17 protein-coding genes are annotated in these 13,734 nt (G+C 71.7%); 9 read left to right on the plus strand and 8 right to left on the minus strand.

The window, feature by feature from the left end; translation table 11 throughout:
* Positions 1-163: 163 nt before the first annotated feature.
* A complete protein-coding gene (locus tag ACOFKX_RS04095) occupies positions 164-1,957 on the plus strand; it encodes an ABC transporter transmembrane domain-containing protein (protein ID WP_419825809.1) in 1,794 nt (597 codons plus the stop codon).
* Positions 1,958-2,002: 45 nt separating this feature from the next.
* Here the strand turns inward: ACOFKX_RS04095 and ACOFKX_RS04100 are convergent, their stop codons facing one another.
* Together ACOFKX_RS04100 and ACOFKX_RS04105 are read right to left on the minus strand one after the other, a co-directional pair.
* Positions 2,003-2,296, minus strand: a complete 294-nt coding sequence (locus tag ACOFKX_RS04100; protein ID WP_419825810.1) for a hypothetical protein — start codon at positions 2,294-2,296, stop codon at positions 2,003-2,005.
* 78 nt (positions 2,297-2,374) lie between these two features.
* Positions 2,375-3,703 (minus strand): dihydroorotase, encoded by a 1,329-nt coding sequence (locus ACOFKX_RS04105; protein ID WP_419825811.1) that lies wholly within the window; start codon positions 3,701-3,703, stop codon positions 2,375-2,377.
* 52 nt (positions 3,704-3,755) lie between these two features.
* On the opposite strand from ACOFKX_RS04105, the gene ACOFKX_RS04110 reads away from it, so the two are divergent.
* Both ACOFKX_RS04110 and ACOFKX_RS04115 read left to right on the plus strand, forming a co-directional pair.
* Entirely contained in the window at positions 3,756-4,496 is a 741-nt protein-coding gene (locus ACOFKX_RS04110; protein ID WP_419825812.1) for a YgfZ/GcvT domain-containing protein, read from the plus strand.
* 3 nt (positions 4,497-4,499) lie between these two features.
* Positions 4,500-5,000, plus strand: a complete 501-nt coding sequence (locus ACOFKX_RS04115) for a DUF5872 domain-containing protein (RefSeq protein ID WP_419825813.1) — start codon at positions 4,500-4,502, stop codon at positions 4,998-5,000.
* Positions 5,001-5,423: 423 nt separating this feature from the next.
* On the opposite strand, the gene ACOFKX_RS04120 is transcribed toward ACOFKX_RS04115, so the two are convergent.
* Positions 5,424-5,873: a DUF1465 family protein gene (locus tag ACOFKX_RS04120; protein ID WP_419825814.1), complete on the minus strand. Its 450-nt coding sequence runs from the start codon at positions 5,871-5,873 to the stop codon at positions 5,424-5,426.
* Positions 5,874-6,071: 198 nt separating this feature from the next.
* Here ACOFKX_RS04120 and ACOFKX_RS04125 point away from each other — a divergent pair, with 198 nt between their 5' ends.
* Positions 6,072-6,551, plus strand: coding sequence for an Hsp20 family protein (locus ACOFKX_RS04125; RefSeq protein WP_419825815.1), 480 nt, complete (start codon positions 6,072-6,074; stop codon positions 6,549-6,551).
* Between the two features lie 73 nt (positions 6,552-6,624).
* On the opposite strand, the gene ACOFKX_RS04130 is transcribed toward ACOFKX_RS04125, so the two are convergent.
* Positions 6,625-6,822 (minus strand): DUF465 domain-containing protein, encoded by a 198-nt coding sequence (locus ACOFKX_RS04130; protein WP_419825816.1) that lies wholly within the window; start codon positions 6,820-6,822, stop codon positions 6,625-6,627.
* 183 nt (positions 6,823-7,005) lie between these two features.
* On the opposite strand from ACOFKX_RS04130, the gene ACOFKX_RS04135 reads away from it, so the two are divergent.
* Positions 7,006-7,161, plus strand: a complete 156-nt coding sequence (locus ACOFKX_RS04135; RefSeq protein WP_419825817.1) for a YdcH family protein — start codon at positions 7,006-7,008, stop codon at positions 7,159-7,161.
* Between the two features lie 37 nt (positions 7,162-7,198).
* On the opposite strand, the gene ACOFKX_RS04140 is transcribed toward ACOFKX_RS04135, so the two are convergent.
* Together ACOFKX_RS04140 and dksA are read right to left on the minus strand one after the other, a co-directional pair.
* The gene (locus ACOFKX_RS04140) at positions 7,199-7,639 is read right to left on the minus strand and encodes a PilZ domain-containing protein (RefSeq protein ID WP_419825818.1); all 441 of its coding nucleotides are present in this window, start codon (positions 7,637-7,639) and stop codon (positions 7,199-7,201) included.
* A gap of 56 nt (positions 7,640-7,695) precedes the next feature.
* Positions 7,696-8,139 (minus strand): RNA polymerase-binding protein DksA, encoded by a 444-nt coding sequence (dksA, locus tag ACOFKX_RS04145; RefSeq protein WP_419827338.1) that lies wholly within the window; start codon positions 8,137-8,139, stop codon positions 7,696-7,698.
* Positions 8,140-8,493: 354 nt separating this feature from the next.
* Here dksA and ACOFKX_RS04150 point away from each other — a divergent pair, with 354 nt between their 5' ends.
* The gene (locus ACOFKX_RS04150) at positions 8,494-9,207 is read left to right on the plus strand and encodes a PEP-CTERM sorting domain-containing protein (RefSeq protein ID WP_419825819.1); all 714 of its coding nucleotides are present in this window, start codon (positions 8,494-8,496) and stop codon (positions 9,205-9,207) included.
* A gap of 94 nt (positions 9,208-9,301) precedes the next feature.
* Here the strand turns inward: ACOFKX_RS04150 and ACOFKX_RS04155 are convergent, their stop codons facing one another.
* On the minus strand, positions 9,302-10,006 hold the full coding sequence (locus ACOFKX_RS04155; RefSeq protein ID WP_419825820.1) for a hypothetical protein: 705 nt from the start codon (positions 10,004-10,006) through the stop codon (positions 9,302-9,304).
* A 59-nt stretch (positions 10,007-10,065) separates the two neighbouring features.
* Positions 10,066-10,503: a host attachment family protein gene (locus ACOFKX_RS04160; protein ID WP_419825821.1), complete on the minus strand. Its 438-nt coding sequence runs from the start codon at positions 10,501-10,503 to the stop codon at positions 10,066-10,068.
* 89 nt (positions 10,504-10,592) lie between these two features.
* Here ACOFKX_RS04160 and serS point away from each other — a divergent pair, with 89 nt between their 5' ends.
* The 3 genes from serS to ACOFKX_RS04175 are packed head-to-tail and all read left to right on the plus strand — an operon-like array spanning position 10,593 to position 13,733.
* Positions 10,593-11,873, plus strand: coding sequence for a serine--tRNA ligase (gene serS, locus ACOFKX_RS04165; protein WP_419827339.1), 1,281 nt, complete (start codon positions 10,593-10,595; stop codon positions 11,871-11,873).
* Complete coding sequence (surE, locus tag ACOFKX_RS04170; protein ID WP_419827340.1) at positions 11,873-12,634, plus strand: 5'/3'-nucleotidase SurE; 762 nt, start codon at positions 11,873-11,875, stop codon at positions 12,632-12,634. Before serS ends, surE begins: the two co-directional genes overlap by 1 nt.
* Positions 12,627-13,733, plus strand: a complete 1,107-nt coding sequence (locus ACOFKX_RS04175; RefSeq protein WP_419825822.1) for a peptidoglycan DD-metalloendopeptidase family protein — start codon at positions 12,627-12,629, stop codon at positions 13,731-13,733. Before surE ends, ACOFKX_RS04175 begins: the two co-directional genes overlap by 8 nt.
* Position 13,734 lies beyond the last annotated feature (1 nt).

Here is a 13,734-nt window from a genome sequence, read left to right on the forward strand (position 1 = left end):
CATCGCATGAACCGGTTAACGTAGGCGGAAAAGTCGTCCGATCAATCGGCGGCGGTGGCAAGCGGTTCCTCGCCCGTCCTCCCACGCCGGGACGCGCACATCCGGCGCGGGACCGGTCGCGGCGCGATTGAGCGCCCGGCGGCGCGATGCTAGGCGGACGCGCATGGCCCGCCGCCCCCGTCGCGACGCCGCCGCCGACGGGGCGCCGGCGAGCCGCAAGCTGAACAGCCTCGGCATCGTCTGGGCACGCGCGCGCGCCTATCCGTTCCGCATCCTGGGCGCGTTCGCGGCGCTGTGCGTCTCCTCGGCGGCGACGCTCGGCATCCCCTACGGCTTCAAGCGCGTGATCGATCGCGGCTTCTCCTCCGGGGTGGACGCGCACGGCGTCACGACGTCCTTCCACTACCTGCTGATGCTGGTCGGCGTGCTGGCGGTCGCGACGGCGACGCGTTTCTGGTTCGTGTCGTGGCTGGGCGAGCGCGTGGTGGCGGACCTGCGCATCGCGGTGCAGGAGCGGCTGGTCGGCCTCTCGCCCCGCTTCTTCGAGGAGAACCGCCCGTCCGAGATCGCGTCGCGCCTCACCTCCGACACCGCGATCATCGAGCAGGTGGTCGGCTCGACCGTGTCGGTGGCGCTCCGGAACCTGTTCACGCTGGTCGGCGGCGTCGCCTACATGTTCGTGCTGTCGGCGAAGCTCGCCGGGTTGCTGATCGTGGGCATCCCGGCCGCGCTGCTGCCGATCCTGGTAATGGGGCGGCGGTTGCGCTCCTTCTCGCGCCTCTCGCAGGATCGCATCGCCGGCGTCGGCGTCGTCGCCAACGAGGTGCTGGGCGCCATGCGGATCGTCCAGGCCTTCGGGCAGGAACGCCGCGAGTTCGCGCGGATGCGCGACGCGGCGGAGGCGGTGTTCGCCACCGCGCGCGCGCGCATCGCGATCCGCGCGGTGATGACGGCGCTGGTGATCGGGCTGATGTTCGGCGCGGTGACGCTGATCCTGTGGGAGGGCGCGATCGACGTGGCGCGCGGCCGGATGACGGGCGGCGCGATCGCCGCCTTCGTGCTCACCGCCGGGCTGGTGGCGGGCGCGTTCGGCTCGCTCGCCGAGGTCTATGGCGATCTCGCGCGCGGCGCGGGCGCGGCCGGCAGGCTCGCCGAGCTGCTCGCCGCCCGTCCCGAGATCGTCGCGCCGGCCCACCCGCGCGCGCTGCCTGCCCCCGCCGGCGGCCGCCTCGCCTTCCAGCACGTCACCTTCCGCTATCCCACCCGGCCCGAGGTGGCGGCGCTGGACGACGTCACGCTCGCGATCGAGCCCGGCGAGACGGTCGCGATCGTCGGCCCTTCGGGAGCGGGCAAGTCCACGCTGCTCCAGCTCGCGCTGCGTTTCTACGATCCGCAAGCCGGCGTCGTCGCGCTGGACGGCGTGCCGCTCGCCGAGACCGATCCCCACGCGATCCGCGCCGCCACCGCCGTCGTGCCGCAGGAGACGGTGATCTTCGCGGCGTCCGCCCGCGACAACCTGCGCTACGGCCGCTGGGACGCCGACGACGCGCGCGTCTGGGCGGCGGCCGAGGCGGCGAACGCCGCCGGCTTCCTGCGCGCGCTGCCGCAGGGGCTCGACACCTTCTTGGGCGAAGGCGGCGCCCGGCTGTCGGGCGGGCAGCGCCAGCGCGTCGCGATCGCGCGCGCGCTGCTGCGCGACGCGCCGCTGCTGCTGCTCGACGAGGCGACGTCCGCGCTGGACGCGGAGAGCGAGCGGCTGGTCCAGTCCGCGCTGGAACGGCTGATGGCGGATCGCACGACGCTCGTCATCGCGCATCGGCTGGCGACGGTGCGCGCCGCGAACCGCATCGTGGTGATGGACGCCGGCCGTATCGTCGAGGAAGGCACGCACGAGAGCCTCGCGCGCGCCGACGGGCTCTACGCCAGGCTCGCCCGCCTCCAATTCGAGACCGCGTGATCCCACGAGCCGGGGGCGGACGCCGGCCGGCGTCCGCCCGCCGGATCAATGCTGGTTGGTCGGGTTGGCGTTACCCGACGGCGTCATGTCGCCCGAGCCACCGGTCGCGGTGCCCGCCGCCATCGCCGACTTCGCCTTGTGCGACTTGCCCATCGCCTGGTGCCGTGCTGCCTTGGCGACAGGCGTGTAGTGGGCGCCGCTCGCCTTCGCCGACGACACGGAGGTCGCGCTCGACGACGACTCCGAACCCATGCTGTTGCCGAGCGCCGTCTGCGCCTGCGCCGCCCCGGCCGCGAGCCCGAGCGCCGCGGCGAGCGCGGTCATCATCTTCAACGTCATCGTCTCTCTCCTCGATGGGAGCCGCCGCAACGCGGCCGGCGGCGCTTAGCTCCATGTCGGCGCGGGCATCCGCCTGCGTTAAGGCCGGTACGTCGCCTCGAAGCGGATCGGCCGCCCGGTCGCAGCGGCGGCGAGTTGGCCGTCCCACATCACCCTGCGCCCACGCACGAAGGTGCCGACCGGCCGCCCGACAAGCTCCATGCCGGTGAACGGCGACCAGCCCGCGCGGCTGGCGAGCCAGCCCTCCTCGACGGTCCAGCGCGCGCGCGTGTCCACGACGGTGAAGTCGGCGTCGTAGCCGGGCACGATCCGCCCCTTCGCCACCAGCCCGAAGATGCGCTGCGCTCCCGCGCTCGTCAGGTCGACGAGCCGCTGCATCGTCAGCCGGCCGTGGTGGACGTGATCGAGCAGCAGCGGCAGCAGCGTCTGCACGCCGGGCATGCCCGAAGGCGAGGCGGGATAGGCCTGCGCCTTCTCCTCCAGCGTGTGCGGCGCGTGATCGGAGCCGATGACGTCGGGAACGCCTTGGCGCAGCCAGTGCCATAGTCCGTCGCGATGCGCGCCCGACCGGATCGGCGGGTTCATCTGCGCGTGCGTGCCGAGGCGCGGATAAGCCTCCTCGCCCGCCAGCGTCAGGTGCTGCGGCGTCACCTCGCAGGTGGCGATATCCTTGTTGGCGCCGAGATACTCCAGCTCCGCCGGCGTGGTGACGTGAAGAACGTGGATGCGCCGCCCCGCCGCCCGCGCGAGGCTCACGATCCGCCGGGTGGCCAACATCGCGCTCTCGTCGTCGCGCCACACCGGGTGGGACGAGGGATTGTCGGGCACGCGCTCCCCCGCCCTCGCCTGCATCCGCGCCTCGTCCTCGGCGTGGATCGCGACGCGGCGGGTGCCCGACGCCAGCACGCGCGCCAGTTCGCGATCGTCGGAGACGAGCAGGTCGCCGGTTGACGCGCCCATGAACACCTTGACGCCGGCCGCCCCCTCCAGCTTCTCCAGCTCGCCGAGCCTGTCGGCGTTGGCGGCCGTGGCGCCGACGTAGAAGGCATGGTCGCACCACATCCGATCGCGCGCGCGGGCGAGCTTGTCGGCGAGCGCGTCGGCCGAGTCGGTGTTGGGCTTGGTGTTGGGCATCTCGAACACGGCGGTGACGCCGCCCAGCACGGCGGCGCGGCTGCCCGACTCGAGGTCCTCCTTGTGCTCCAGCCCCGGCTCGCGGAAGTGGACCTGCGTGTCGATGACGCCGGGCAGCACGGTCAGCCCGGTGCAGTCGACCGTCTCCTCGGCATTGCCCGTGACGCCCAGCCCGACGATCCGCCCCCCGCGCACGCCGACCGAGGTCTCGGACGGGCCACCCGGCGTCCATACGGTGCCGTTCTTCAGGACGAGATCGTAGGTTTCCGCCATGGGAGGCTCCGGAAGGCTTGGGAAGGGCGTCCCCTGCCCCTAGCTATGCGCGATGACCGCCGCCACCCACCTCGCGGGTCGCGCCGTCCTCCGCCTTTCGGGCGAGGACGTGCGAGGCTTCCTCCAGGGCCTCGTCACGCATGACGTCGCGGCGCTGAACCTCGGGCCGCTCTGGGCGGGGCTGCTCACCGCGCAGGGCAAGGCGCTGTTCGACTTCATCCTGTGGGCGGACGGTGGCGACGTGCTGGTCGATTGCGAGGGCGGGCAGGCCGACGCGCTCGCCCGGCGGCTGACGCTCTATCGCCTGCGCCGCGCCATCACGATCGCGCGCGACGAGGCGCTGGGGGTGCACTGGTCTCGCGATGGCGCGGGCGACCCCCGCCTGCCCGCGCTCGGCCGCCGCTGGCTGGGCGAGCCGGCGGGCGAGCCGGCCGACGCGGCGTGGCGCGCGCACAGGCTGCGGCTCGGCGTCTGCGAAGGCGCGGCCGAGATCGGGCAGGACAGGACGCTGTGGCTGGAGGCGAACGCCGCCGAGCTCAACGGCGTCAGCTTCGCCAAGGGCTGCTATGTCGGCCAGGAGAACACCGCGCGGATGAACTGGCGGCAGAAGGTCAAGCGCCGCCTCTTCGTGTTCGAGAGCAGCGAGGATCCGGGCGACAAGGCGCGCGCGTGGTATCCCGATCTCCGCCTCGCCGTCGCGCACACGCGCGTCGACGCGATCGCGGCGCTGCCCGGCCGCATCGTGATGCCCGACTGGCTCGCGTGCGCGTTGGAGGCGCCGCAGGAGGCCTGAACCATGTCCGAGACCGCCGAGAAGACCGACCCGAAGCTCTGGGAGAAGGTAAAGGCCGAGGTGACCGCCGGCGCCAAGGGCGGGAAGAAGGGCCAGTGGTCCGCCCGCAAGGCGCAACTCGCGGTCGCCGAGTACAAGAAGCGCGGCGGCGGCTATGTCGGCGAGCGCGACGACGACAACTCGCTCCATCAGTGGACCGAGGAGGAGTGGGGCACCAAATCCGGCAAGCCGAGCGGCGACACGCACGAACGCTACCTGCCGAAGACGGCACGCGAGGCGCTCTCCAAGGAGGAGTATCAGCGCACCACTGCCAAGAAGCGCGCGGACACCGCCAAGGGCAAGCAGTTCTCGGCACAGCCCGAGGATGTCGCGAAGAAGGCCGCACGTCACCGTGACGGCGGCGAGCCCACCAAGGCCGACCTGATGGCGGCGGCGCGCGAACGCGACATACCGGGGCGATCGCGCATGTCCAAGGCCGAGCTCGCCCGCGCGCTCGACCGTTAACCCTCCTCAAGGGGTGTCTCGGCAAGGTTTTCATCCCCGTCCCATTCAGCGCGCTCGCGAAAAGATCGGAATGTTGGTCGCGAGCTGGAAGTGGACGAGCGCGTGTTTGCTCCCGACGCGACGCTGGCGCTCGACGCGCTGCGGCGGCTGCGCGCGACGGGCACGCGGATCGCGCTAGACGATTGTCGGTAGCGGCCGCTCTGGCGCGGCGCCGGCGCACGAGGAGGCGACCACGATCGTGGCGCTCGCCGAGTCCTGGGAACGACGATCGCCGCCGGGGGCGTGGAGACCGCGGAGGAGTATCGGCGCATGGCGGCGCTGGGCTGCCATATGCAGGGTTTCCTGCTCGGACGCCCCCTGCCCCTCGAGCGTGCCGCGCGCTGGTCTCGGAATCGCTCAGCCGCTCGCCGTCACCGCCTGGTCTTAGAAAGCGCGCTCCAGCCGCGCGAGGAGATCGCGCGCCGGGCCGGCGTCTGCGGGCGCCGCGACATCGTCCAGGGTCGCGTCGAGCCGCCTCACGCGGGCGTGGAGATCGCGCGTCGCGGCGACGAGCTGGCGGGCGGTCGCCGGCAGTGCCGCGACCACTTGTGGGTCGCTCGGAGGTTCCTCGCCCAGCCGGCGCTCGGGTGCCGCGGCCTGCGCCTCGCCGATCTCGCCCGCCGCCACCGCGCGGCGCGTGAGCAGCCAGGCGATCACGTGCATCAGCCGCGTCGTGACGCGTAGCGCCTCGCACGAGAACAGCACCCGCGTCTCGGGATCGAGCCCGTCGCGCTCCTCGCGGCCCCAGCACTCGAAATAGCCTCGCGCCTCGTCGGCGAGCAGCATGGCCTCGGTATAGAGCGAATCGACGACGCGCGCGGTGAACTGGGTCATGCGCCCGGCATTGCATGCCGCCGGCGCCGCCGAAACGCGCCGGGAACGCTCGCGTCCCTCCGCGAGACGATCTTGAAAGCACAGGCCCGCTTCCCATCTCGTGCGCGGTCGCGGACGTCGCCTTCGGGGGCGTCGCGGCCGGCCCGGCGGATGATCCGCGGGTCCGATCGTTCATACGCCAGAGAAGGGTCTGAACCTATGCGTACGCTTGATTTCGCGCCGCTGCTGCGCTCCTCCATCGGCTTCGAGAACCTCAATCGCCTCGTCGACTTCGCGACGCGCGGCGATAGCGAGGCCTATCCTCCCTACAATATCGAGAAGCTGTCCGAGGACGTCTACCGCATCTCGATGGCCGTCGCCGGTTTCTCGCGCGACGAACTCGAACTCGTTGTTCAGGACAACGTCCTCGTGATCGTCGGCAAGGCCGGCAAGGGCGAGGAGTCCGGCCGCCAGTTCTTGCATCGCGGCATCGCGAAGCGCGCCTTCGAGCGGCGCTTCCAGCTTGCCGACACGATCAAGGTGACGGGCGCCGACTATCGCGACGGGCTGCTCGACGTCGAGCTGAAGCGCGAGGTGCCCGAGCATAAAAAGCCGCGTCGCATCGAGATCGGTGGCGATGCCGCCACCGGCGCGCCGATCCTGGACGCGTCGGTGTCCGAGGTCCGCGAGGCGGCGTAATCGCCCGCTTCGGCGACTGACGGAGGGCCGGTCCGGCGACGGGCCGGCCCTTCTCGCGCGCGGCTCCGGCGCCTCAGGCGATGATGTCGGGCAGGATTGCGTCCTGGAGCACGGCGATCTCGTCCTTGAGCCGGAGCTTGCGCTTCTTCAGCCGCGCGATCTGGATCTGATCGGGCTGCGGCATCGCGGCGAGCGCGGCGATCGCCGCATCGAGGTCGCGATGCTCCTGGCGCAGCATCGACAGCCTCCGATCGCCCTCGTCGCCCTCCATGCTCCGAGTCCTCCCTTCCACGCCGTCACCCCGCGATGCCGCGCGGCCCGTGCGGAGGCAAGAGCGGCGCCGGTCGTCGTGCTCCGTCCGGCGGTTCGCCGCAACGGCGGAGAGGATAAGCGACATTGTGACAGTTTGGTGGTTTACTCCTTTCCTGGTCATCAGCCAGCAAGGAGGACTCGAATGAACAGTTCGCATTCCGCCACTCTCGTCGCGCGCCATGCCGGCCTCGACGATCGCATCGCCCTCGAGTCGCGGCGGCCCGCGCCCGATCAATCGGTGCTGGCGCGCCTCAAGAAGCAGAAGCTGAAGATCAAGGAGGCGCTCGCCCGCGCGTAGCACCGCTCCACCCGCTCCCGGCTCGGACGGGAGCGGCTCAGCGTGGGCGCAGGGGCGGCCGCTTGAAGTCCGACGCGTGCCGGAACAAGTCCTCGTCCTTGCCACCCACGGTCTTGCGCGCGCGCGCCTTGTCGACCGGATGATCGAAGGCGATGCCAATCCGGCCGGCTTCCGCCCAGGCGACCGATCCGGACACGGCGCCGAGTCCTTCGAGTTCGACGTCGACGCGCATGCCGGGGCGATAGCCGGCGCCGACCTGCGCCATCAACCCGCCGGACGAGACGTTGCGGACACGGACATTCTCGAACGCCGAAGCGCCGCTTGGGCGAAGACGCGCGAGCATGAAGAGGCTGTCGCGCTCGTCGCGGCGATGATGCTCGCCGCCGTCCTCGTCGGGATCGTTGCCGATCGGGCTGTCCTGCACCGTTTCCGTCCTAAAGCTGCCGCGCGACGCGAGCCGATCGATAGGCTCGGCCATCACTAACGTTGTCGGGATCGCCAAAGTCTTAACGCCGCGCCCGCCCGCCGCCGCCATCATTCCTCGCGCGAGACCTTCTCGTTACGCTCGTGCCGCTCCTGCGCCTCGACGGTCATCGTCGCGATCGGCCGCGCCTCCAGCCGACCGAGCGAGATCGGCTCGCCCGTCACCTCGCAGTAGCCATATTCGCCCTCATCGATGCGCCGGAGCGCCGCATCGATCTTGGCGATCAGCTTGCGCTGCCGGTCGCGGGTGCGCAGTTCGATCGACCAGTCGGTCTCGCTGGACGCGCGGTCGGTGATGTCGGGCTCGCGCAGGCTGTCGGTCTGGAGCTGCGCCAGCGTGTCGCGTGCCTCGCGCAGGATGGACTCCTTCCACGCATGGAGCTTTGCGCGGAAATAAGTAGCCTGACGCGCTCCCATGAAAGGCTCGTCCGCGGACGGCCGATATTCCTCCGGCACGACCGCGACGCTCGCCGCGTATGAGCCTCGATCCATCATCCCAACCGCCGTCGCCATTACCGCCTCCGCCTGCGCCCGAGTCGGCCACTTCGCGGCTGCGAACGCCGCTCCGCAGGACGCTCTTCTTATCGGCGCGGGCCTATAGTGAGCGACGCCGGAGCGCACAAGCGCGCGGACCGGCACGAGCGGCCCGAGCTGAGACGAGGCCGCCGACGCACCGGGATTCGCGCGAAACCGCGGGTTGCGGAACCATTTCGGGACGATCCAGGCGGGGGGAGCGACCGGCTCGCTTGCGATTAACGGATATTTTTGCATTGGTCGGGAGATAGACAAGCAAGGAAGACACCATTCCGGCGGCTCCGTCGGAACGGCGAAACAGGGGACGATCGCACAATGTCGGTCCGTATGGCACTCGCCAAGCTCAGCGCCTGCGCCGTTGGTGGCGCTCTCGTCGGGGGCGGCGCGGTCCACCTCGCCGAGCAACCCGCCGGCCCGCGCGTGATTCACAAGAAGGGGCCGGTGCGCATCGCCTCCGCGCCGGTGCGACGTCCGCGCGTGCGCCGTGTCACGACGACGAGCTGTACGCCGGGCGTGGTCTCCGTGGCGTCCGCCCCGGTGGCGGCCCCCGTGCCGTTCGAGGCGCCGGTGGCGGGCGGCGCGGTTGCGCCCTTCTTCGGCTCGCCCGGTTATGGAGGCGGCGGCTTCCCCGGCTTCTTCGGCGGCGGCGGCTTCTGGGGCGGCGGATCGAGCGGCGGCTGGGTGATCTCGTCCACCTCGTCATCGAGCGGCGGCTCGACCTCGACTTCGAGCGGCGTGTCCACGTCCAGCGGGGTGTCCACATCGAGCGGCGTGTCCACGTCCAGCGGCGTGTCGACCTCGACCTCCACGTCGAGCGGCGTGTCGACCTCCTCGTCGACCTCGTCCTCCACCTCCTCCTCGACGTCGTCCTCGTCCTCGTCCTCCACCTCGACGTCGAGCGGACCCGACGTGCCGCCCGATCACCCGCACGACGTGCCCGCGCCGCCGATGCTGATCCTGTTCGGCGGTGCCGCGGCCGTCATGGTCGCCCGCACCGCGTTCGCGCGCAGGCGCCGCAGCGCGAGCTGATCTTCCCGGCCGCACGGGAGAAGGGCCGCGACGGAGCACACGTCGCGGCCCTTCTTGTTTCAAGCAGCCGGGCTTCGTCCCGGCGGCCCGGCGATCAGTGGCCCTTCTTGCCCTTCGCGACCTTTGTCGTGCCCGATGCGGACCCGGACGAGTCGGTGCCGGTGGCACCCGTCGCCGACGAAGAGCCGCCGCCCGACGCGCCGGCCGCGGCCGAGAGCTGCGCCGCCGTCATGGCGACGCGAAGGCCGCCGTCGGTGCCGGCCCCGAACGCGCCGACCGGCAGGCGCACCTTGCCACCCGTGGTCAGCGTCACCGTCGCGAACTGGGCGTCGACATCGGATACGGTGCCGACCGCGCCTCCCTGGGTGTCGGACACCGCCGCACCCTGCGCGACTGCGGGCTTAGCCGAAGCGCCCGCAGCCGCGCCCGCGCCGCCCGTCGAGCCCGTCGCGCCCGCCGGGCTGGCCTGCGCCGCCGCCTGATCGAGCTGCGTCGCGGTCATCGCGATCACCGGGCCCTTGGGACCGCTGGCGAAGCTCGACTTGGGGAGCTGCACCTTGCTCTTCTGCGTGGCGAGCACGACCATGTCGCCGTTGACGCTCTCGACGGTACCGACGGTGCCACCCTGCGTGTCGTAGACGGCGGCGCCCTGCATCACCGCGCCGCCCGTCGCCGTGCCCGTCGCGGTACCGGCCTGACCCGTTGCGGCGGGCTGAGCGGCCGAACTCGGCGAAGACGTCTGCGCCAGCGCCGGCACCGCGACCAGCGCGGTGGTCGCGAGGAGGATCTTGAAGGTCATGTCTGTTGCTCCCGTTCCTGATTGGACAAGCGGTTGACGGATAGGCGGACGGGCGATGCTCAGCGCTCGGCGAGCATGGCCGCGATGCGGTCGATCGGCTGGCCAGTGAGATCCTTGTCGATCTCGGCGGCGAGGCGATCCTTGACCGCAGGATCGTAATGCTTGCGCAGCCGGCCCAGCGTGCGCGGCGGCGCCACCACGATCAGCCGCTCGAACTCGCCCGCCTGCGCGGCGCGGCCGATCAGCGCGGCGGTCTCGACCGCGAAGCGCTCCTCCTCGACATCATGCGCGTCGGCCTCCCCCATCGATCCCGATCCGGTGCCGCGCCCGCCCGCATGGCCGGCGGCGTCCGTCACCTGATCGTGCGTCTTGGGATTGTCGTCCTCGACCGCCTGCACGACCGTGAGGCGCGGCGCGTCGGCGTCGCCATCGTTGCGCGCGAGCAGCCGCTTGCGGCCGTCGGCGACCAGCACGTAGCTGCCCTTCGGGACCTGCACTTCGTCTCTCCTGCGAAACTTGTTCGACGGTCAACGCCGCCGGCCACGCAGGGTTGCGAAGGTTAATCGGCTTGGCCATAGCCCGCGCCATGCACGATCCCCGTACCATCCGCGACGATCCGCAAGGCTTCGCCGCGCAGATGGCGCGGCGGGGCGTGGCGTTCGACGCAACCGCCTTCGCGGCGCTGGATGGGCAACGGCGCGGCAGCCTGCAGCGGGCCGAACGCGCCCAGGCGGAGCGCAATCACCTAGCGAAGGAGATCGGCTCGGCCTTCGCCGCCGGCGAGCGTGATCGCGGCCAGATCATGCAGCGGGAAGTGGCGGCGCTCAAGATCGACAGCGCGCAAGCGGAGAAAGACGCCGCAGATGCGGAAGTCGCGCTGAACGCACTCCTCGCCACGCTGCCCAACCTGCCTGCGCCGCAGGTGCCTGACGGCGCCGACGAGACGCAGAACGTGATCGTCTCGCACCACGGCACCCCCGCCGAGCTGGGCTTCGAGCCGCGCGAGCATGACGCGATCGGGCTCGCGCTCGGCATGGACTTCGACGCCGCCGCCGCCGTCGCGGGATCGCGCTTCGTCTACCTCAAGGGCCAGGTAGCGCGGCTGAGCCGGGCGATCGCGCAGTTCATGCTCGACTTCCACGTCGAGCGCGCCGGCTATACCGAGGTCGCGCCCCCGCTGCTCGTGCGATCCGACGCGATGTTCGGCACCGGCCAGCTCCCCAAGTTCGCCGACGACCTGTTTCATACCACGGACGACCGCTGGCTGATCCCCACCGCCGAGGTGAGCCTCGCCAACTATGTGCGCGGCCGCATCCTGAGCGAGGCCGAACTGCCGCTGCGCTTCGTGGCGCTCACCCCCTGCTTCCGCGCCGAGGCCGGCGCAGCGGGGCGCGACACGCGCGGGCTGATCCGCCAGCACCAGTTTGAGAAGGTCGAGCTCGTCTCGATCACCGCTCCGCACGCGTCCGACGAGGAGCATGAGCGGATGACGCGCTCGGCGGAAAGCGTGCTGGAGGCGCTGGAGCTGCCCTACCGCCGGATGCTGCTGTGCGCGGGCGACATGGGCTTCACCGCCGCGCGCACCTACGACCTCGAGGTGTGGCTGCCCGGCCAGCGGCGTTATCGCGAGATCAGCTCCTGCTCCACCTGCACCGACTTTCAGGCGCGGCGCATGGACGCGCGCTATCGCCCGACGGGCGAGAAGAAGGGCACGCGCTTCGTCCACACGCTCAACGGATCGGGCGTGGCGGTGGGCCGCGCGCTGGTCGCGGTGATCGAGAACTACCAGACGGCGGACGGCGCGGTGCGCGTGCCGGACGCGCTCCTATCCTACACGCGCGGGATGGACGTGCTGGAGCCGGCGTGATGCGCATCCTCGTCACCAACGACGACGGCATCCACGCGCCCGGCCTCGCCGTCGCGGAAGGCATCGCGGCGGAACTCGGCGACGAGGTATGGACGGTGGCGCCGCACGACGAGCAGTCCGGCGCCGGCCACTCGCTCACCCTCACCCGTCCCTTGCGCCTGCGCCGCCACGAGGAGCGGCGCTTCGCCGTCTCGGGCACGCCCACCGACGCGGTGATGATGGCGATGCTGGAGGTGATGGACGGCAAGCCCGACCTCATCCTGTCGGGAGTCAACCGGGGTGCCAACCTCGCCGAGGACGTCACCTATTCGGGCACCGTGTCGGCGGCGATGGAAGGCGCGCTCGCCGGCGTCCGCGCGATCGCGCTCAGCCAGGCCTATGATGGCGAGGCGGTGGGCGAGGACGTCCGCTTCGCCGCCGCCGCCGCTTGGGGCGCGCGCGCGATCCGGCCGCTGCTCGACGTGGCGTTCGCGCCGGGGATGCTCGTCAACGTCAACTTCCCCGCGCTGCCCGCCGATGCGGTGAAGGGCGTGCGCGTGACGGTGCAGGGGCTGCGCGACTATGGCCGCGCCAAGGTGGTCCGCAACGTCGATCCGCGCGGCTTTCCCTATTACTGGATCGGGCTCGGCGGGGCGGACGGCGCACCCGCGCCGGAGAGCGACATCGCGGCGCTGCGCGACGGCTACGTCTCGGTGACGCCGCTGCACCTCGACCTCACCAGCCACAGAGGGCTGGACCTGCTGGCGGGCACCTATGGCTGACGCGCGACGCATCCTGCCGCTCGCCCTTCTACTGCTCGCCGGCTGCATCCCGCAGGTCGGCGCGCCGAATGGCTACGGCGGCGACGCCCCGCCCCCTCCGCCGGACGTCGAGACGCGCCCGCTGCCGGTCGAGGCGGTCGGCGCGGAGGACGGGCAGGTGCGCGCCGTGGACGTGCCGAGCGCGGTCCGCCAGCCTGCCCCCGCCTGGGTGGCGCGCAAGGTGGTGCCCGACGCGCGCACGGTGCCCGCCTCCACCGTCTCGGTCGAGCCCGGCGACACGCTCTCGCAGATCGGCGAGCGCACCGGCGTCGGCGCGCAGGCGATCGCGCGCGCCAATGATCTCGATCCATCCGCTCCGTTGCGGACGGGGCAGACGCTGAAGGTGCCGGGCGGGCGCTACCACCTCGTCCACCAGGGCGAGAGCGGCGTCGCGATCGCGCGCGCCTACGGCGTCTCCTGGTCAGAGGTCGCGACGTTGAACGACCTCCAGCCGCCCTACCTGCTGCGCGCCGGCCAGCGCGTGCTGCTGCCGAGTGCGGCGCAGGTTGCGTCGATGTCGATGGAGGATCGCGCGCGCGCCTTCCAGCTCGACATCGACGATCTGGTGACGGGATCGGAGCCCGCGCTGGCGCGCAACGCGGCGCCGGCCAAGCCCAGCGTGTCGTCCAAGAAGCCGGTGCCGTCCGCCGTCGCGGTCGCGCCGCCCGCGCACTTCGCCGGCCGCTTCGACTGGCCGCTGACCGGCCGCCTGATCAGCCGCTTCGGCCCGTCGGGCGGCGGGCGGCGCAACGACGGCATCAACATCGCGGCCACCGCCGGGGCGCCGGTGCGCGCCGCCGCCGACGGTGTGGTCGCCTATGCGGGATCGGCGATCGCGGTGTACGGCGGGCTCGTCCTCATCCGCCACGGCGAGGGCTGGATCACCGCCTACGGCCACGCCGACCAGATCCTCGTCGCGCGCGGGCAGAGCGTGAAGCGGGGCGACGTAATCGCGCGCGCCGGCGCCACGGGCTCCGTCAACACGCCGCAGCTCCATTTCGAGATCCGCGACAAGCGCACGCCGGTCGATCCGCTGAAATTCCTGCCCGACCGGGACTGAT

Origin of the sequence: Sphingomonas sp., assembly GCF_965200105.1 — a bacterium.
Classification (GTDB): domain Bacteria; phylum Pseudomonadota; class Alphaproteobacteria; order Sphingomonadales; family Sphingomonadaceae; genus Solisphingomonas.